The following is an 18,272-nucleotide window of genomic DNA, read 5'->3' on the forward strand; positions in this document are numbered from 1 at the left end:
CACACGCGGGGGCGGCCCCCGCAGGGCGGGCCCCCCCAAGGCTCGCCGCCACGCCTGGGGGTGAGCTTTGTCTTCGGTTCACAATGCCGGTGTGCCGACTCTGATCGGTTCGGTGCAGCGGGCACTGAGGCTGCTCGAAGCGGTGGGTTCCCATAGTGAGGGAGCCCCGGCGAAACAACTGGCGCGCGAGGCCGGGCTCCCGCTTCCCACTGCGTACCACCTGCTGCGCACCCTGACGCACGAGGGCTATCTGCGACGGGAGAGCGGAGTCTTCGTCCTGGGGGACGCCGCGGGCCGACTGGCCGGTGGCGGGCTTCAGCAGAAACGTCGCAGCATGATCCTCGACTCTCTCGCGCACTTCCGCGACGCGGTCGGGGCCCCCGTCTACTTCGCCGTCTACCGCGAGGGTGAGATCGAGGTCGTGGGCGTCTCGGACACCCCGGCGAACCCGGCCTGCGAAGAGTGGGCCGACTTCCGCGAGACCGGCCACGCGCACGCCATCGGGCAGTGCCTGCTCGGCCAGCTCGACGAGAAGGCGCGCAAGGACTACTACGACCGTCATCCGGTCGAGGCCATCACCGCCTACACCGTGCGGGATCTCCAGGCTCTGGAGCAGCGGATCAGCTCCATGGAGCGGATGCAGCCGGTGACCGAGCGGCAGGAATACGCCCTGGGTACGGTGTGCGCGGCCATCCCCATCACGGCCGGCGACACCGCCGCGACGATGGCGATTTCTCTCCCTCTGCACCAGGAAAATCGATTGCTGTATGCGGTCGATCGGCTACGGAGTGAAGTAGGCGCGCTGTTGAGCACCCTCTCGTTCTCTATCAGTATCTGAAAACTCACTCCTTGTGATCTGCAAGCGCTTACACCACTCTTGTCAAGAGGGCCTTGGGGGATCATTCCTGGCCACTTCCACTACAGCGGGGTAGGCAATGCGCGAGTCGGTACAGGCAGAGGTCATGATGAGTTTCCTCGTTTCCGAGGAGCTCTCGTTCCGGATCCCGGTGGAACTCCGGTACGACGCTCGTGACCCCTACGCAGTCCGCCTGACCTTCCACCTTCCCGGAGATGCGCCCGTGACCTGGGCGTTCGGCCGGGAGCTCCTTCTCGACGGCATCAACAAGCCGTGCGGTGACGGCGATGTCCACATCGCCCCGACCGATCCGGAGGAACTGTCCGATGTCCACATCCGGCTGCAAGTAGGTGCAGACCGGGCTCTCTTCCGCGCCAGCGCGGCGCCACTCGTGGCGTTCCTCGACCGTACCGACCGGATCGTTCCGCTCGGCCAGGAGCGCAACCTCGGGGACTTCGAGGAGAACCTCGACGAGGCGCTCGACAAGATCCTCGCGGAATCGCAGCAGAACGAGCAGAACGCGGGCTGACGCGAGCCCGGCCGGACACCTCCTGACCAGGGTCTGCCGGCAAGCGTCAACGCACCGTCCGGATCAACCTGCATGACCACGGCTCAGCGTGCCGACGCGCTGAGCGCTCCACCTTGCCGTTCCTCACGACCGGCCGCCTGCGCGAACTGACCCGTCGCGCCCGCCGGTCCGCCTTTCAGCGCTTGCGTCGCCGGCCCCGGCCGCCGCGGAGCGGCCCCGAGGCCGCTGTGGCCGCCGGGGATTGCGCGCGGTCCGCGGACACCACCAGCGCGGCCAGGGCCGTCGTCACGGGTACCGAGGCCACCAGTCCGATCGAGCCCACGAGGGTTCGTACGATCTCTTCCGCGACCAGCTCGCTGTTGGCCACCGACCCCATGCTGCTGTTCGCGATCGAGAACAGCAGGAGCAGCGGCAACGCCGCGCCCGCGTAGGCCAGTACCAGCGTGTTGACCACTGAGGCGATGTGGTCCCGCCCGATGCGGATGCCCGCCCGGTAGAGCCCGCGCGGGCCCATCGACGGGTCGGCCTGGTGGAGTTCCCACACCGCCGAGGTCTGAGTGACGGTCACGTCGTCGAGTACGCCGAGCGATCCGATGATGACACCAGCAAGCAGCAAACCGCTCATGTCGATGTTCGGGTAGAGCCCGTGGATCAGCCCGGTGTTGTCGTCCGTGTTGCCGCTGAGGAACGCCCAGTCGATGAACAGCGAGCCCAGCAGGCCGATCAGCAGCAGCGAGATGATGGTGCCGAGGACCGCGACCGAGGTGCGGGCCGTCAGTCCGTGGCACATGTACAGCGCGATCAGCATGATCGCGCTGGCTCCGACCACGGCCACGACCAGCGGATTCGAACCCTGCAGGATCGCCGGGAGGATGAAGAGGGTCAGCACGGCGAAGCTGACGACGAGGGCGATGAGCGCGAACAGCCCGCGCATCCGCCCGACGATGATCACCGAGAGGGCGAAGATGCCGGCGAGCAGGGCCATCGGCAGCTTGCGGTTCACGTCGATCACGGAGTACTGGAGATCCCGGGGCGCGTCCGGGGCGTAGGCGACCACCACGCCCTGCCCGTCCGTCAACTGCCGTGGTGCGCCCGGCTGGACGATCTCGACGAACTCGCGGCCCTTGTCGGGCCCGCTGCCGACCTTGATCGTGGCCTTCTTGCACTCGCCGTTCTGCGCGGCCAGGGCCTCGCGCCCCTCGGGGGTGGAGGTGTCGCCGGTGGGCGGCACCTGCGCGGCGTTCACGGATTTGCAGTCGACGTTCTGCAGTGCGACGACCGTGCCCTGCTGGGTCTGCCGGTCGAAGCCGACCCCGGTGCGCTCGTGGCCCGGCGCGCCACCGGGCCAGAGCACCACCATGCCGATCACGACGGCGGCGGCGAAGGGGATCAGCACGGCCGCGATCACCTTGCGCAGGTGCTTCGAGACGGGGGCCGCCGGGCCATGGCTGTGCGCATGGCCGTGGGAGTGTCCGGCAGAGGGGGCGGGCGAGTGACCGGGTTCCGCGTGCGCGTGGCCGGCGTGGCCTGCGTGACCAGCGGGATCCGTGGGCTCGGTGGGGGGCTGCGGCGAGGACGTCACTGACTGATCATCGCAACAGATGAGGGGGCCCACTGTTCAGCACGCCACACATGACGCTAGCGTGGGGGCTACTTTGCACAACGCGGGAGCTCGGAGCACCGGGCTGAGAGGGCGCTGATCACCGTTCGCATTCGAATATGCGTACGGGAGGAGGCTGCGTCGACCGCCGAACCTGTTACCGGGTAATGCCGGCGTAGGGAGATTAGGTCTCATGACCATTCAGGACGCACGCACGCCTGCCGTCAGCCAGGACGCCGACGGCCAGACCGAGCGCCAGCCGGGCTGGCACAAGGGCTACGTGGCGGGCTCCCGCCCCGACATCCGGGTGCCGGTCCGCCAGGTCCACCTCACCAACGGCAAGGACGTGACGCTCTACGACACGTCCGGTCCGTACACCGACCCGCAGATCGAGACCGACGTGCGCCGGGGCCTGCCGCCGCTGCGCGAGAACTGGATCATCAGCCGCGGCGACACCGAGGAGTACGCGGGCCGCCCCGTGCGCCCCGAGGACGACGGCATCAAGCACACCTCGCCCCGCGGTGGCCTCAAGAACCTCGACGCGGTCTTCCCGGGCCGTCCGCGCCAGCCCCGCCGCGGCCGTGGCGGGGCCGCGGTCACGCAGCTCGCGTACGCCCGCCGGGGCGAGATCACCCCGGAGATGGAGTACGTCGCGATCCGCGAGAACGTCTCCCCCGAGGTCGTCCGCGAGGAGATCGCCGCAGGTCGCGCGGTCATGCCGGTCAACGTGAACCACCCCGAGATCGAGCCGATGATCATCGGCAAGCGGTTCCTGGTGAAGGTCAACGCCAACATCGGCAACTCCGCGGTCACCTCCTCGATCGAGGAGGAGGTGGACAAGATGACCTGGGCGACCAAGTGGGGCGCCGACACGGTCATGGACCTCTCGACCGGCCGCAACATCCACACCACCCGCGAGTGGGTGCTGCGCAACTCCCCCGTGCCGATCGGCACCGTGCCGCTGTACCAGGCGCTGGAGAAGGTCGACGGCAAGGCCGAGGAACTGACCTGGGAGATCTACAAGGACACGGTCATCGAGCAGGCCGAGCAGGGCGTCGACTACATGACGGTCCACGCCGGCGTGCTGCTGTCGTACGTGCCGCTGACCGCGCGCCGCAAGACCGGCATCGTCTCGCGCGGCGGCTCGATCATGGCCGCCTGGTGCCTGGCGCACCACAAGGAGAACTTCCTCTACACGAACTTCGAGGAGCTCTGCGAGATCCTCGCGGCGTACGACGTCACGTACTCCCTGGGTGACGGCCTGCGCCCCGGTTCCATCGCGGACGCGAACGACGCGGCGCAGTTCGCGGAGCTGAAGACGCTGGGCGAGCTGAACACCATCGCCAAGCGTTACAACGTGCAGACGATGATCGAGGGCCCCGGGCACGTCCCGATGCACAAGATCAAGGAGAACATCGACCTTCAGCAGGAGATCTGCGAGGAGGCGCCGTTCTACACGCTCGGCCCGCTGACCACCGACGTCGCGCCCGCGTACGACCACATCACCTCGGGCATCGGCGCCGCGATGATCGCCTGGTGGGGCACTGCGATGCTCTGCTACGTCACGCCCAAGGAGCACCTGGGCCTGCCGAACCGCGACGACGTGAAGACCGGTGTCATCACGTACAAGATCGCGGCCCACGCGGCGGACCTGGCCAAGGGCCACCCGGGCGCCCAGGAATGGGACGACGCCCTGTCGGACGCGCGGTTCGAGTTCCGCTGGGAGGACCAGTTCAACCTGGCCCTCGACCCGGACACGGCCCGTGAGTTCCACGACGAGACCCTCCCGGCCGAGCCGGCCAAGACCGCGCACTTCTGCTCCATGTGCGGTCCGAAGTTCTGCTCGATGAAGATCTCCCAGGACATCCGCCGCCAGCACGGTGGCGACCTGGGCGCCGAGGAGATCGAGGCGGGCATGGCGGAGAAGTCCGCCGAGTTCGCGGCCGCGGGCAACCGCGTGTACCTGCCGCTGGCGGACTGACCTCCCGCCACCGGTACACACGGACGGCCCGCGACACCGAGGGGGGAGTCGCGGGCCGTCCGTTGGGGTATTACGGGGGTGGACGTTCGGGCGAAGGCCGTCAGGCGAAGGCCCGGGAGGCCACGCCCAGCTTGCGCCGTGCGAATTCGAGGTTCGCGAGGACCCGGTCCTGCTGGTCGTCGGGCAGCTTGCCGCCCTGGAGCAGGAGCTCGCAGCAGTCCAAGGACTCCTGGTACTCCCCGGTCCAGTAGGCGGCCACGGCGAGTTCGTCGAGTGCGCGCCAGTCGTGCCAGGCGAACTCGACGAAGAGGATGTCGTCCGGGGACGGCACCCGTACTGCCTGCCGGGCGAACAAGTAGGCGAGAGGCCAGCGGTTTTCGAGGCGGCAGAGCCGGGCGAGGTCGCCGAGGGCCTCGGCGCGTGAGGGCCGGCTCTCGTGTGCCCGCAGGTAGCGGTCCATCACCTCGGCCGACGGCCTCTTGAGGGTGACCGCGAGCCGTGCGGCGTAGAGCTGCGCGCAGTAGGTCTCCTCGGCCCAGCCGCCCATGGCCACCCGGCGGTCGTAGGCGTCGAGGGACTTCTCCGGCTCTCCCGCGTCGCGCCAGCTCTGGGCCAGGTAGAAGGCGTAGCGGGTGTTGTCGGGTTCCTTCGCGAGGCCTTCGGTGAGTACCTCCGCATCGCGCAGGTACTTCGCTCGCTGACCTTCTTCGCGGAGGCGGCCCCCACCGCCGACGGAGAGGATGTTGAAGCCCTCGATCACGTCGCGGCCGTACTCGGTGCCGCAGTCGATGTACTCGTGGAGCACGCCCACGTACCGCCAGGGCAGCCGGGTGGCGACCAGCGCCGGCCGCCAGTGCACGATCGGACCGTCGTGCAGCGCCACCTGGTACGCGTCGAGGGTCAGGTCCGGCATGCGGAACCCGGGCTGGATCTGCATCTCGTCGTCGCCGTCGATGAACAGCAGGTAGTCCGCGCTGGAGCGCGCGAGTTCGATCGCCTCGGTGCGGCTGCCGTCGAAACCCTTCCACGGCCGGTCGTGGAGCGTGCCGGGCAGGTCGGCGAAGCAGTCCCGGATGACGTCCTGGGTGCCGTCGGTGGAACCCGTGTCCACGATCACCCAGGTGTCGATCAGGGGGCGCACCGACTCCAGGCACTTCCGGATCGTCGGCGCCTCGTTCTTGACGATCATGTTCAGACAGATGGTCGGCCTCACCGCAGCACCCTCTCGTCGGACGGATCGCGGGCGACGTTAGGGAGTGCGGGTGCCGATGGGGCGGCGGCACGCCGGTGGCGCTACCGGCCGGTGGGCTGCGGCGCATCCGTTCGGAGGTGTCTGATAAGCCGTTCTACTGATAAACATCCCGGTCATCTCAAGATCCGGGCGGCTCCGTCCGTAGGTCCCAAGGACGTTCGAACTCGCAGCCGGGGCGCCATCCGTTCCGGCTCGCATTCCGTTCCTAAGGAGCGCTGCAGATGAGTCGTGAGCACCAGACCAAGCTCCGCCTTGGTCCTGTCCCCCGCAATCGTGCCTGGATCGCGGGAGGTGCCCTGGCCTCGCTTTCCCTCGTGCTCGTGGGCATGGCCAACCCCGTCGTCGCGGCGGTCAAGCCGACGGTCACGGCCGTGAGAGCCGGCACCCCGTCGGGCGGCGGTGGCGGAGGCGGAGGCGAGGACTGCGAGCCGCACGACGGACCGCCACAGGACTGGAGCCGGGGCGGCGGGGACGACGACGAGCACGGCGGCTGGGGCGACGACGAGGGGCGCGACCACCACGACGGCCACGACCACGGCTGCCCGCCGGCCGGCCCGACGGGGCCGACGGGGCCGGAAGGTCCCAGCGGAGCAACGGGTGCGACGGGTGCGACGGGAGCCAGCGGTGCGACGGGCGCCACCGGTGCCGACGGGGCCACGGGCGCGACCGGCACGGCAGGTGCCGATGGCGCGACGGGCCCGACCGGACCGACTGGGCCGACCGGCCCGACGGGTGCCGATGGCGCGACGGGCGCTACGGGTGCCGATGGTGCGACGGGTGCCACGGGCGCTGACGGTGCGACGGGTGCGACCGGCCTGACAGGTCCGACAGGTGCTGATGGCGCGACTGGTGCCACGGGTGCTGACGGTGCGACGGGTGCCACCGGTGCTGACGGCGCCACGGGTGCGACCGGACTGACGGGCCCGACGGGTGCTGACGGCGCCACGGGTGCCACGGGTGCTGATGGTGCGACGGGTGCGACCGGCCTGACGGGCCCGACCGGCCCGACCGGCCCGACGGGTGCCACGGGCGCTACAGGTGCGACCGGCGTCACGGGTGCGACCGGTGCGACCGGTGCCACGGGCGCCACGGGTGCGACGGGTGCGACGGGCGCGACCGGTGCCACCGGCGGGTGCACGGGTGTCTCCGTGTACAGGCCCAACGCCAACGATGAGGTCAAGGGGGTCATCGTCGACGGCGCGGCGTGGGCCGGAATCCGCACACTGACCCCGAACGTGACCCCCTTCGAGTGGAATGACCTGTCCGACAACGCCGACTACCCCGCCGGGGCGTGCGGCATCGCGGTCAGCAACCACAACAATCAGACCCACGTCGAGATCGTGGCTCCCGACCCGGTGATTCCGGGCGCCACGACGGTCTGGGAGACCGACTGCACCGTGGTCAACGCCAACCCGTCGACCCTCACGTGCACCGCCGCCTGGACCGCCGTGAACCCGCTGGTCGACAGCCCGCCGCTGCAGCGCATGTCCGCGCCCAAGATGCCGCCGGCCAAGAAGCCGGTCGCCCATCACAGGGCCGACAAGGGCAACAAGCACCGCCCCTGACGACCCAACGGTTAACCCCGGCGGAAGCAACAGCATGACCCAGCAGTGAACCCAAGCGGCCCGGAGTGCCGCCGGACTTCGGTCCGGCCGGCGCTCCGGGCCGCCGCACGTCCGGTAGTCGCACGAGGCTTCGCCGGAGGGCTTGTCCTGGAGTGTGCTCCAGCTCCTACAGTGCGGGCCCATGAGCATGCGATACCGAATTCTGGGTGGGACCGGCATCGAGGTCAGTACGCACTGCCTCGGCACGATGATGTTCGGCGCGGTCGGCAATCCGGATCACGAGGAGTGCGCGCGGATCATCCACGCCGCGCTCGATCACGGGATCAACTTCGTGGACACCGCGGACATGTACTCCGCCGGGGAGTCCGAGCAGATCGTGGGCAAGGCCCTGAAGGGCCGGCGGGACGACGTCGTGCTCGCGACCAAGGTGCACTTCCAGATGGGCGAGGGCCGCAACCGCAGCGGGAACTCCCGGCGCTGGATCGTGCGGGCCGTCGAGGACAGCCTGCGCCGACTGGACACGGACTGGATCGACCTCTACCAGGTGCACCGGCCGGATCAGGGCACGGACGTAGAGGAGACCCTGTCCGTCCTCGGCGATCTGGTCCGGGCCGGGAAGATACGGGCCTTCGGCTGCTCCACCTTCCCGGCCGAGGAGATCGTCGAGGCGCACCACGTCGCCGAACGGCGGGCCCTGCCGAGGTTCCGGACCGAGCAGCCGCCGTACTCGATCCTCGCGCGCGGGATCGAGACCAGTGTGCTGCCGGTGGCCCGGCGGTACGGGATGGGCGTCCTGACCTGGAGCCCGCTCGCGTCGGGATTCCTGAGCGGGAAGTACCGGCTCGGGAGCGCCGTCGACATGACCTCGGGGCGTCCGGCACTGACTCCGGCCCGCTTCGACCCCGCGGTTCCGGGCAACATCGCGAAGCTGGAGGCCGTGGAGCAGCTGGTGGAGCTCGCCGACTCCATCGGCTGCACGCTGCCCGAGCTGGCGGTGGCCTTCCCGTTGGCGCATCCCGCCGTCACCTCGGTGATCACCGGTCCGCGGACGATGGAGCAGCTGGAAGCCCTGCTGAAGGGTGCCGGACTGGTCCTCGACGATGCGACCCTCGACCGGATCGACGAGATCGTGGAGCCGGGCCGGAACCTGTACCACCCGGACGGGGCCTGGCGCTCGCCGGCGCTGGCGGATGTCGCTCAGCGGAGGCGGGTGCTGGGAGACCGTTCCGCCGGGTAGGCGGGCGGATCCTCCGATGTTTCACGTGAAACAGGCACGGATGTTTCACGTGAAACACGGACCGCCGAGAAGCCGCAGGTACTCGAACCTCCGGTCGGACCCGAGTGGCCCCGCGGCAGGCCGCCAAGTGGCGGTGTGGGCTACACCGTTCCGCTGACCGATGGGCGCGCCGGTCGGGTCCACGGCACCGGGGTCCTCAGGATGGCCCGCGGAGCCCGGTCGCATCTCCGGACTTCGCAGTTCCATTCGATCCGGTGTGTGCGAGGAGCGGTACATGAGTTCTGAGAACAAGACCCGTACCTACCTGGGGCCGCTGCCCCGACGGGCCGGCTGGCTGACGGGAGGCACGCTCGCCACGGTGGCGCTGGTACTGGGGGGCCTGGCGTCCCCGGCGGTGGCGCTGGCCGAGGCGTCGGGGGGTCCGGACCACTGCAAGTCGAACAGAGCTACCGCGCCGATGGCGGCTCACGGCGACGACTGCAAGGTGGGCCCGCGCGGACCCAAGGGACCCAAGGGAGACAAGGGCGCGACGGGTCCCACCGGCCCCCGAGGTGCGACCGGAGCGACGGGCCCGACCGGACCGCGCGGCTACCCGGGTGCGACCGGAGCCACGGGAGCCACGGGTGCGACCGGCGCGACCGGTCCGACGGGTCCGCGGGGCGCCAGCGGCGTGTGCTACGACGTCGACGCCCACCGGCCTGCGGCCTCCCGTGAGGTGAAGGCGGTGCTCTCGGACGGCGTCACCTACGCCGGCATCCGCGACCTGCAGCCCACGGTGACCCCCTGGCGCTGGTACGACCTGACCACCACGGGGGACACCTACCCCGAGGACGCCTGTGCGGTCTCGATCTCGGAGCAGGCCAACATCGTCAACGTCGAGGTGCTGACCACGGGCGGCCTCGTCTATGAGACCTCCTGTGACGTCGTCCCTGCCACCCCGGACTCCCTCGACTGCACAGGAGTGTGGGCGGCCGCCAGCCCTCAGCCCACCCCGGGTGCGAACGGCCTGGCCCAGTTCGCGCACAAGGCGCTGAGCAGGGAAGACCGCAACATCAACCCCATGGTGATCAAGTAGCGGGTGCTCTACTCCGGCTCGGTTTCCGGGCCGCCGAAGTCCGGACTGGTGAAGTCCGGAGACGAGTAACCGGGACGGGGCCCCCCAGCCGGGGCCCCGGGACTGGTGAAATCGGGCCGGGTGTATCCCAGGTTGGGGATGCGCCCGGCTCCCGGCTTTCTGGGGGCAGGGAAGCCGGCCCCTGCGCTGGGATCGGCCAGCGCGTCCCGGAGGAACGGCACGATGCCCCGCTCCAGCAGGGCGTTGCGCCAGGCCTCCCGGGCCCGCGACACCTCGTCGGGTACGGCCTCCGTCTCGTCGGCCGCCACCTCGGTGGAGCTGTTGCGGACGGCCGTCACGAGCAGCCCGATCACGGCGAAGAGCAGGGCGGCCGCGGTGAGCCCGCCGAAGAGCCAACCCGCCGTCAGCATCGTGTCGGCGAAGGCCGGTTCGGGTTCAATCATCTTCAGGATGTAGCCCACCAGCAGGAAGATCAGCATGGCGGTGCCGGCCAGGACCGGCGCGAGGACCGCGACGACGGCGCTGACGCCCGCGCCACCGCCCTGCCCGTCGCCCTCCTCCCCCGTGGTCCCGGGGGTGGACAGGATCTCGTCCTGCCGCTCTTTGCGGACCTTCACGTAGTGGTCGTACTCGGCTGCGGCCGCGGCCGTCAGCAGCCCGGTGGCCCCCATGGCCATGGTGCGCAGCTGTTCGGCGTTCAGCCGTTCGCCGAGGGCGGCGAGCTCGGGCCGGGCGTTCGCCGTGCGCAGCGCCTCGTCGAGGAGCCGATCGAACTCCGGTCGGTCTTCGGTGAGCAGGTGCGGAGCGCTGGTCATGTGCATCCCCCGATGCTCCGTGGGGACCGGTATGTCCGTGTTGAACGGGGCGCCGGCACAAACGGAGGAGAGCCTGCTACGGATAGAGCGATGGTAGAGCGCCCACGCCGTACGTCGACAGGGGCTTTCCGGAAATACCCAGCTCCGGGAAGCCTCAGTCGTTCAGCGGGAGTTGCACGACGAGTAGTTTGCCCGCCATCGTCACGCCACCGTCCATCGCGATGGCCAGGCCTTCCGCGTAGACGTGCGGGCCGACGACGGCCTCGGGACCGTGTGCGCCGTCACCGTCCTCGGTGCCCACCTCGCCCAGCAGGTAGGGGATGGGGCTGTGGCCGTGCACGACCCGGCTGCCACCGTAGGTGCCGATGAGCTCGCGTACCGCCTGGGGGCCGGTGTCCTCGTCGCGGAAGGCGAAGCGCTTGGTGAACTTGCGGAACAGGTCCCAGGTGATGTCGGCGTCGTTGCGGTTGAGCAGCTCGTGGATGGTGTCGTTGACGTCCTCGACCGAGTCGCCGTAGTCGAGGTAGGCGGTGGTGTCCGAGTGCAGGAGCAGGTGGTCGTCGACCAGGACGGCCGCGTCCAGCCGGGACATCCACTGGAGGTGGACGTCCTGCAGGCGGTCCATGTCGGTGCGCTGGCCGCCGTTGAGGAGCCAGGCGGCCTGGAAGGTGGCGGTGCCGGCGCCGGAGACGACGGGGGTGTCCCCGAACCGCTTGGCGCCGATGAGCAGCAGCTCGTGGTTGCCCATGAGGGCCTTGCAGTAGCCGCCCGCGGCGGCGGCTTCGGCGGAGAGCCGCATGACGAGGTCGATGACCCCGATGCCGTCGGGTCCGCGGTCGGTGAAGTCGCCGAGGAACCAGAGCCGGGCATTGCCGGCGGACCAGTTGCGGTCGGCGTCGATGAGCCCCTGGAACTGCAGTTCGGCGACGAGTTCGTCGATGTACCCGTGGACGTCGCCGACGACGTAGAGCGGGCCGGGGCCCTCGCCGGGGGTCTCCTGGGGGACGTACTGGATCTGAACGGTGTCGCCGGGACCGCCGAGGGCGCCGCGCCCGATGACGGGGAGATCGCGCTGCGTCGGGGTGTACCCGTCGGGGTCGCTCTCCTCGGTGGCGTGGCCCATCGGGCGGCCGGCGGGCTCTCCGAAGGCGCCGGGGGCGCCGTACGGGGCTTCGTGGCCGTAGCCGTGCTGGGCGGGGACGGGAGCCGGGCCCGCGTCGTAGTACGCGGGGTACTCGCCGTAGACGGGTGCGTCCGACCCGAACCCCGTGGAGCCGACCGATCCGGCTGCTGCGGCTCCCGGGTGAACGGGATGCGAGGCGGGTTCGGCGACCGGCAACCGGAAGTCCCGCTCGGTGTCCGTCCGCACCGCGGGTCCCTGACCGGCCCCCTGAGTCATCGACCCCTCCACCACCGTCGCGCTGCCGTACACCTGCGGACCCTTCCGCCTCGGGGGCGGAGGGTCCGTGATGTCGTGCGCCCATCATAGGAATGCAGCTCGCGCTCTGTGACGCACCAGGGGTGGTGAATCCTGGTCGGAGCTGGTCCTTCCTACCGGTTTCTCCCGATATGAGTGTTGCTGAAATCCCGGGCGGGGCCGGCGGCCCCGCCGTTGGGCCGGCGTGGTGGTCAGTCCTGCGCCGGGGAACGGGGCGGGCTGACGGTCGTACGGGGCTGCCTGCGCTGGGACGAGGTACGGATGATCAGCTCGGTCGGGATGACCTGTTCGACGGGTCCGCCCGTGTCGACGCCCTCGATGGCGTCGATGAGCAGCTGGACGACGGCGGTGCCGATGCGGCGCGGTTTGAGGGACAGGGTGGTGATGGGCGGCTCGGTGTTGGCGTACACGGTGGATTCGCTGCAGCACACGAGCAGCAGATCCTCGGGAACGCGCAGGCCGTAGCGCCGGGCGGCGGCGAGCAGGTCGGTGCCGTTGGGGTCGAACAGGCCGTAGACGGCATCGGGCCGGTCGGGCCGGGCGAGCAGCCGGTCGGCGGCGACGGCGCCGGCGCACGGATCGTGGGCGGGGTAGGACTCGTAGACGGGATCTTGGCCCACGCGCTCGCACCAGCGCAGGTAGGCCGTGGTGGAGAGCCGGGTGTAGGTGTCGGTGGTGGTGCCGGTCAGGAGCCCGATGCGGCGTGCTCCGGCGGCGGCGAGGTGGTCGAGGAGGCCCAGGACGGCGGCCTCGTGGTCGTTGTCGACCCAGGCGGTGACGGGGAGTGAACCGGCCGGGCGTCCGTCGGATACGACGGGCAGACCCTGGCGGACCAGTTCGGTGACGACGGGATCGTGGTCGGAGGGGTCGATGACGACGGTGCCGTCGAGGGCCACGTTGGACCAGACGTCGTGTCGGGAGGTGGCGGGGAGGATGACGAGGGCGTAGCCGCGAGCGAGCGCGGCGGAGGTGGCGGCCCTGGCCATCTCGGCGAAGTACGCGAATTCGGTGAAGGTGAAAGGTTCATCCCCGTACGTCGTCACGGTCAGGCCGATGAGGCCCGACTTGCCGGTGCGGAGGGTGCGGGCCGCCGCGGAAGGGCGGTAGCCCAGCCGGTCTGCGACCTCGCGAACGTGGCGGCGGGTGGCGTCCGGCAGCCGTCCCTTCCCGTTGAGGGCGTCGGAGACGGTCGTGATCGAGACGCCCGCCGCGGCGGCCACGTCCCTGATGCCGGCCCGGCTTTGTCGGCCGGCGGCCCGCCGGGTGGTCTCGGTCCGGCTCACCTGATGCTTCCCTGCTGCTGTCATGGCGAGCCGATAGTAGGGCTCGGTGGGCAGCGCGGTCCGGATGCATATGCACGCGTTGACAGGCACGATTCTGCACGGTTCGCCACCCCCAATGACCTTGGAAATGAAGGTGTTTGGTCACTGGCGGTATCTGGTGCCCCTGCCGACGGGACCGTGCATGCCAAAACGGTGCGCTCTCGGGCTCTGCTCAACTCACCTGTACGAGGGACGCGCGCCACGGCGCAGGCCACCGGCGCACGCATATATGCGTGCGCTCTCCCGCATTCCAGGCGCCTGCCGTTCTCGGATCGACGGAATCCTCATAAGGTGAGGAGTATTGAGTCGACGGCGACGTCGTACGGGATGGTCGAGGAGGACCTGCGGTGAGCGAGAAGAGCCCGAAGCTGCGCGCCGAGCTGGACGGCATTCCCACCTACAAGCCCGGGAAGCCCGCGGCTGCGGGCGGTCCGGTCGCGTTCAAGCTGTCCTCGAACGAGAACCCGTACCCGCCCCTGCCTGGGGTCCTGGAGAGCGCGGTCGCGGCGGCCGGCCACTTCAACCGGTACCCGGACATGATGTGCACCGGCCTGGTGAACGAGCTCGCCGAGCGCTTCGGGGTCCCGGCCGAACACATCGCCACCGGCACCGGCTCGGTCGGTGTCGCCCAGTCGCTGATCCAGTCGACGGCGGGTCCGGGTGACGAGGTCATCTACGCCTGGCGGTCTTTCGAGGCTTATCCGATCATCGTTCAGATCTCGGGTGCGACGTCGGTTCAGGTCCCGCTGGCCGAGGGCGACGTGCACGACCTGGACGCAATGTTCGAGGCGATCACCGAGCGGACCCGGCTGATCTTCGTCTGCAACCCCAACAACCCCACCGGCACCGCCGTGCGCCGTGCCGAGCTGGAGCGGTTCCTGGACCGGGTGCCCTCCGACATCCTCGTCGTCATCGACGAGGCGTACAAGGAATTCGTCCGCGACGTCGAGGTCCCGGACGGCATCGAGCTCTACCGCAGCCGCCCCAACGTCGCCGTGCTGCGTACGTTCTCCAAGGCGTACGGGCTCGCCGGCCTGCGCGTCGGCTTCGCGGTCGCACACGAGCCGGTGGCCGCGGCGCTGCGCAAGACCGCGGTGCCCTTCGGTGTCAGCCAGCTCGCCCAGGACGCGGCGGTCGCCTCGCTGCGGGCCGAGGACGAGCTGATGGGCCGGGTCGGGTCGCTGGTGGGCGAGCGCGCCCGGGTCTACGGGGCGCTCCTGGCCCAGGGCTGGACCGTGGTGCCCGAGACGCAGGCCAACTTCGTGTGGATGCGGCTCGGGGAGCGCACCTCCGACTTCGCGGCGGCCTGCGAGAAGGCCGGCGTGGTGGTCCGGCCCTTCGCGGGCGAGGGCCTGCGGGTCACGATCGGCGAGCCCGAGGCGAACGACCTCTTCCTGCACACGGCAGAGGCGTTCTTCAAGGAGATGTAAGTGCTCCCGTAGGGGAGTGGTGCTCCCGGGACTGGTGTCAGGCCAGTTCCACGCGGATGGGGTCGCCGTCGCGGACGGTGGCCAGCAGGCGGGGGTCGCCGTCGAACGAGCCGAGGACGTTGCACGGGCTCGCCAGGCGGCTCTCGCCCCCGCGGGAGATCGGGGTGGGGCCGTAGGGCAGCGCGAGCGCGTCGCCCTCGGTCCAGAACGCGACCGTGCCGGGCTCGACGACCTGCTGGGCGTCGTGCTCCAGTGCCACGGAGACGCCGGTGTCGAAGTAGACCTCCTCGCCCCAGGTGTTGGCGGAGGCGGAAATGGGGAGCGCGTCGGCGAGCGCCTTGGCGGTCGGGGTCTCGTCAAGCGTTGCGGTGAGCTGGCCGGCGGGCCAGAGGAATCGAATCTTCATGGGTCGCATTCAACAATCTGTTGAATTTATTCGCTAGGGGGACCCCCTTGAAAGATGCCGACAGCGGTACGACATAATGCTTGTGAATGTGAACGCGTTCACAAGCGTGTCCTGCTTCCTCCCGGATTGAGTGGGATACAAGAGGCAAACTGCGGCTGTGACCACGGCGAAACGAAGGAGACGACGACGTGGACCTAGCTTTGGCGCCAGAGACCCTGGCGCGATGGCAGTTCGGTATTACGACCGTCTATCACTTCCTCTTCGTTCCCTTGACGATCTCGCTGGCCGCGCTCGTCGCGATCTTGCAGACCGCCTGGGTGCGTTCGGAAAAGGAGAAGTACCTCAAGGCCACCAAGTTCTGGGGCAAGCTCTTCCTGATCAACATCGCGATGGGCGTCGTCACCGGCATCGTCCAGGAGTTCCAGTTCGGCATGAACTGGTCCGACTACTCGCGGTTCGTCGGTGACATCTTCGGAGCCCCGCTGGCCTTCGAGGCGCTCATCGCCTTCTTCTTCGAGTCCACCTTCATCGGCCTGTGGATCTTCGGCTGGGACAAGCTGCCGAAGAAGATCCACCTGGCCTGCATCTGGATGGTCTCGATCGGCACCATCCTGTCCGCGTACTTCATCCTCGCGGCCAACTCCTGGATGCAGCACCCCGTCGGCTACCGGATGAACCCCGAGCGCGGCCGGGCCGAGCTCACGGACTTCTGGCTGGTGCTCACGCAGAACACCGCGCTGACCCAGTTCTTCCACACCATGACGGCGGCCTTCCTGGTCGGCGGCGCGTTCATGGTCGGCATCGCGGCCTTCCACCTGGCCCGCAAGAAGCACATCCCCGTCATGCGGACCTCGCTGCGACTCGGCCTGGTCGTCATGATCATCGCCGGTCTGGGGACCGCGATCAGCGGAGACCTGCTCGGCAAGGTGATGTTCAAGCAGCAGCCGATGAAGATGGCCGCCGCCGAGGCGCTCTGGGACGGCGAGGCGCCGGCGCCCTTCTCCGTCTTCGCCTACGGAGACGTCGAAAAGGGCCACAACACGGTCGCCATAGAGATCCCCGGCCTGCTGTCCTTCCTGGCCAACGACGACTTCACCTCGTTCGTCCCGGGCATCAACGACGTCAACAAGGCCGAGCAGGAGAAGTTCGGGCCCGGCGACTACCGGCCCAACATCCCCGTCGCCTACTGGGGCTTCCGGTGGATGATCGGCTTCGGAATGGCCTCGCTCGGCGTCGGCATCCTGGGGCTCTGGCTGACCCGCAAGAAGTTCATGCTGCCGCCGGGGCTGCGCACCGGTGAGGAAGAGGTCCCGCACCTGGTCCTCTTCAAGAAGGCGCTGAGCCCCAAGTTCACCAACTGGTACTGGATCATCGCGCTCTGGACCATGGGCTTCCCGCTGATCGCCAACTCCTGGGGCTGGATCTTCACCGAGATGGGCCGCCAGCCCTGGGTGGTCTACGGGGTCCTGCGCACCAGGGACGCGGTCTCGCCGAACGTCTCCCAGGGCGAGGTGCTCACCTCGATGATCGGCTTCACGACGCTCTACGCCGTGCTCGCCGTGATCGAGGTCAAGCTCCTCCTGAAGTACGTCAAGGCCGGCCCGCCCGAGCTCACCGAGGCCGACCTCAACCCGCCGACCAAGATCGGCGGGGACGACAAGAACCCCGACCGGCCGATGGCCTTCTCGTACTGAGGCTGAGGAGACCACACCATGCAACTCCACGACGTCTGGTTCGTGCTCATCGCCGTTCTGTGGATCGGCTACTTCTTCCTGGAGGGCTTCGACTTCGGAGTCGGCGTCCTGACCAAGCTGCTGGCCCGCAACCGCACGGAGAAGCGGGTCCTGATCAACACGATCGGGCCCGTGTGGGACGGCAACGAGGTCTGGCTGCTCACGGCCGGCGGCGCGACCTTCGCCGCCTTCCCCGAGTGGTACGCCACCCTCTTCTCCGGCTTCTACCTGCCGCTCCTGCTCATCCTGATCTGCCTGATCATCCGCGGGGTCGCCTTCGAGTACCGGCACAAGCGGCCCGAGGACAGGTGGCAGACCAACTGGGAACACGCGATCTTCTGGACCTCGCTGATCCCCGCGTTCCTGTGGGGCGTGGCCTTCGCCAACATCGTGCGCGGAGTGAAGATCGACCAGGACATGGAGTACGTCGGCAACTTCTTCGACCTGCTCAACGTCTACTCGATCCTCGGCGGCCTGGTCACCCTGACCCTGTTCACCTTCCACGGCGCGGTGTTCACCTCGCTCAAGACGGTCGGCGACATCCGGGACCGCTCGCGCAAGCTGGCCATGCAGCTCGGGGTGGTGACCGCCGTCCTGGCGCTCGCCTTCCTGATCTGGACCCAGGTCTCGCGCGGTGACGGCTGGAGCCTCATCGCCATGCTCGTGGCGGTACTGGCCCTGGTCGGGGCCCTCGGCTTCACCTTCAGGGGCCGGGAGGGCTGGGCGTTCGCCCTGTCCGGGGTCACCATCGCGGCCGCTGTCGCGATGCTCTTCCTGACGCTCTTCCCGAACGTCATGCCGTCCTCGCTGAACGACGCCTGGAACCTCACGGTCACCAACGCCTCGTCCAGCGCGTACACCCTGAAGATCATGACCTGGTGCGCGGCGGTGGCGACCCCGGTCGTCCTGCTCTACCAGGCGTGGACGTACTGGGTGTTCCGCAAGCGCATCGGCACGCAGCACATCGTCGACGTGCACTGAGCCGCTCCGCCGACTCGTCCGCTCCGCCCCGCCCGATCCTGCCTGGGGGATG

The 18,272-nt window shown here is 69.2% G+C and carries 15 protein-coding genes and 1 riboswitch; of the genes, 9 read left to right on the top strand and 6 right to left on the bottom strand.

From position 1 onward, the window contains the following. The first annotated feature begins 100 nt into the window (after nt 1-100). Nucleotides 101-838: an IclR family transcriptional regulator gene (locus tag OG898_RS12370; protein ID WP_250738856.1), complete on the top strand. Its 738-nt coding sequence runs from the start codon at nt 101-103 to the stop codon at nt 836-838. 97 nt (nt 839-935) lie between these two features. After that, nucleotides 936-1,385 (top strand): SsgA family sporulation/cell division regulator, encoded by a 450-nt coding sequence (locus OG898_RS12375; RefSeq protein WP_243331178.1) that lies wholly within the window; start codon nt 936-938, stop codon nt 1,383-1,385. A 175-nt stretch (nt 1,386-1,560) separates the two neighbouring features. Here OG898_RS12375 and OG898_RS12380 read toward each other — a convergent pair whose 3' ends face one another. Then, entirely contained in the window at nt 1,561-2,967 is a 1,407-nt protein-coding gene (locus OG898_RS12380) for a YibE/F family protein (protein ID WP_266956758.1), read from the bottom strand. A 72-nt stretch (nt 2,968-3,039) separates the two neighbouring features. Next, nucleotides 3,040-3,184: riboswitch (TPP riboswitch) on the top strand. Here OG898_RS12380 and thiC point away from each other — a divergent pair. Next, nucleotides 3,179-4,966, top strand: a complete 1,788-nt coding sequence (gene thiC / locus OG898_RS12385) for a phosphomethylpyrimidine synthase ThiC (RefSeq protein ID WP_250738591.1) — start codon at nt 3,179-3,181, stop codon at nt 4,964-4,966. Its footprint overlaps the riboswitch before it by 6 nt. A 100-nt stretch (nt 4,967-5,066) precedes the next feature. Here thiC and OG898_RS12390 read toward each other — a convergent pair whose 3' ends face one another. After that, complete coding sequence (locus OG898_RS12390) at nt 5,067-6,155, bottom strand: glycosyltransferase (protein WP_266956761.1); 1,089 nt, start codon at nt 6,153-6,155, stop codon at nt 5,067-5,069. A 1,211-nt stretch (nt 6,156-7,366) separates the two neighbouring features. Here OG898_RS12390 and OG898_RS12395 point away from each other — a divergent pair. The 3 genes from OG898_RS12395 to OG898_RS12405 all read left to right on the top strand — a co-directional run bounded on the left by OG898_RS12395 (nt 7,367) and on the right by OG898_RS12405 (nt 10,095). Then, nucleotides 7,367-7,783 carry a hypothetical protein gene (locus tag OG898_RS12395; RefSeq protein WP_266956763.1) on the top strand — a complete coding sequence of 139 codons (417 nt, stop codon included), beginning with the start codon at nt 7,367-7,369 and terminating at the stop codon, nt 7,781-7,783. Between the two features lie 187 nt (nt 7,784-7,970). Continuing rightward, a complete protein-coding gene (locus OG898_RS12400) occupies nt 7,971-9,020 on the top strand; it encodes an aldo/keto reductase (protein WP_266960207.1) in 1,050 nt (349 codons plus the stop codon). Between the two features lie 274 nt (nt 9,021-9,294). After that, nucleotides 9,295-10,095, top strand: a complete 801-nt coding sequence (locus tag OG898_RS12405) for a hypothetical protein (RefSeq protein ID WP_266956765.1) — start codon at nt 9,295-9,297, stop codon at nt 10,093-10,095. Nucleotides 10,096-10,103: 8 nt separating this feature from the next. Here the strand turns inward: OG898_RS12405 and OG898_RS12410 are convergent, their stop codons facing one another. The 3 genes from OG898_RS12410 to OG898_RS12420 form a co-directional block, all read right to left on the bottom strand. After that, a complete protein-coding gene (locus OG898_RS12410) occupies nt 10,104-10,916 on the bottom strand; it encodes a hypothetical protein (RefSeq protein ID WP_266956767.1) in 813 nt (270 codons plus the stop codon). Between the two features lie 148 nt (nt 10,917-11,064). Continuing rightward, nucleotides 11,065-12,324, bottom strand: a complete 1,260-nt coding sequence (locus OG898_RS12415) for a metallophosphoesterase (RefSeq protein WP_250738854.1) — start codon at nt 12,322-12,324, stop codon at nt 11,065-11,067. 215 nt (nt 12,325-12,539) lie between these two features. Then, on the bottom strand, nt 12,540-13,655 hold the full coding sequence (locus OG898_RS12420; protein WP_243331194.1) for a LacI family DNA-binding transcriptional regulator: 1,116 nt from the start codon (nt 13,653-13,655) through the stop codon (nt 12,540-12,542). 362 nt (nt 13,656-14,017) lie between these two features. On the opposite strand from OG898_RS12420, the gene hisC reads away from it, so the two are divergent. Further along, on the top strand, nt 14,018-15,100 hold the full coding sequence (gene hisC / locus OG898_RS12425; protein ID WP_250738588.1) for a histidinol-phosphate transaminase: 1,083 nt from the start codon (nt 14,018-14,020) through the stop codon (nt 15,098-15,100). Between the two features lie 37 nt (nt 15,101-15,137). Here hisC and OG898_RS12430 read toward each other — a convergent pair whose 3' ends face one another. After that, nucleotides 15,138-15,506, bottom strand: coding sequence for a cyclophilin-like fold protein (locus OG898_RS12430; protein WP_243331197.1), 369 nt, complete (start codon nt 15,504-15,506; stop codon nt 15,138-15,140). Between the two features lie 188 nt (nt 15,507-15,694). On the opposite strand from OG898_RS12430, the gene OG898_RS12435 reads away from it, so the two are divergent. Together OG898_RS12435 and cydB are read left to right on the top strand one after the other, a co-directional pair. After that, entirely contained in the window at nt 15,695-17,200 is a 1,506-nt protein-coding gene (locus OG898_RS12435) for a cytochrome ubiquinol oxidase subunit I (RefSeq protein ID WP_250738587.1), read from the top strand. A gap of 18 nt (nt 17,201-17,218) precedes the next feature. Continuing rightward, on the top strand, nt 17,219-18,220 hold the full coding sequence (gene cydB, locus OG898_RS12440; RefSeq protein ID WP_250738586.1) for a cytochrome d ubiquinol oxidase subunit II: 1,002 nt from the start codon (nt 17,219-17,221) through the stop codon (nt 18,218-18,220). Nucleotides 18,221-18,272 lie beyond the last annotated feature (52 nt).

Source organism: Streptomyces sp. NBC_00193, assembly GCF_026342735.1.
Taxonomy (GTDB): domain Bacteria; phylum Actinomycetota; class Actinomycetes; order Streptomycetales; family Streptomycetaceae; genus Streptomyces; species Streptomyces stoeckheimensis.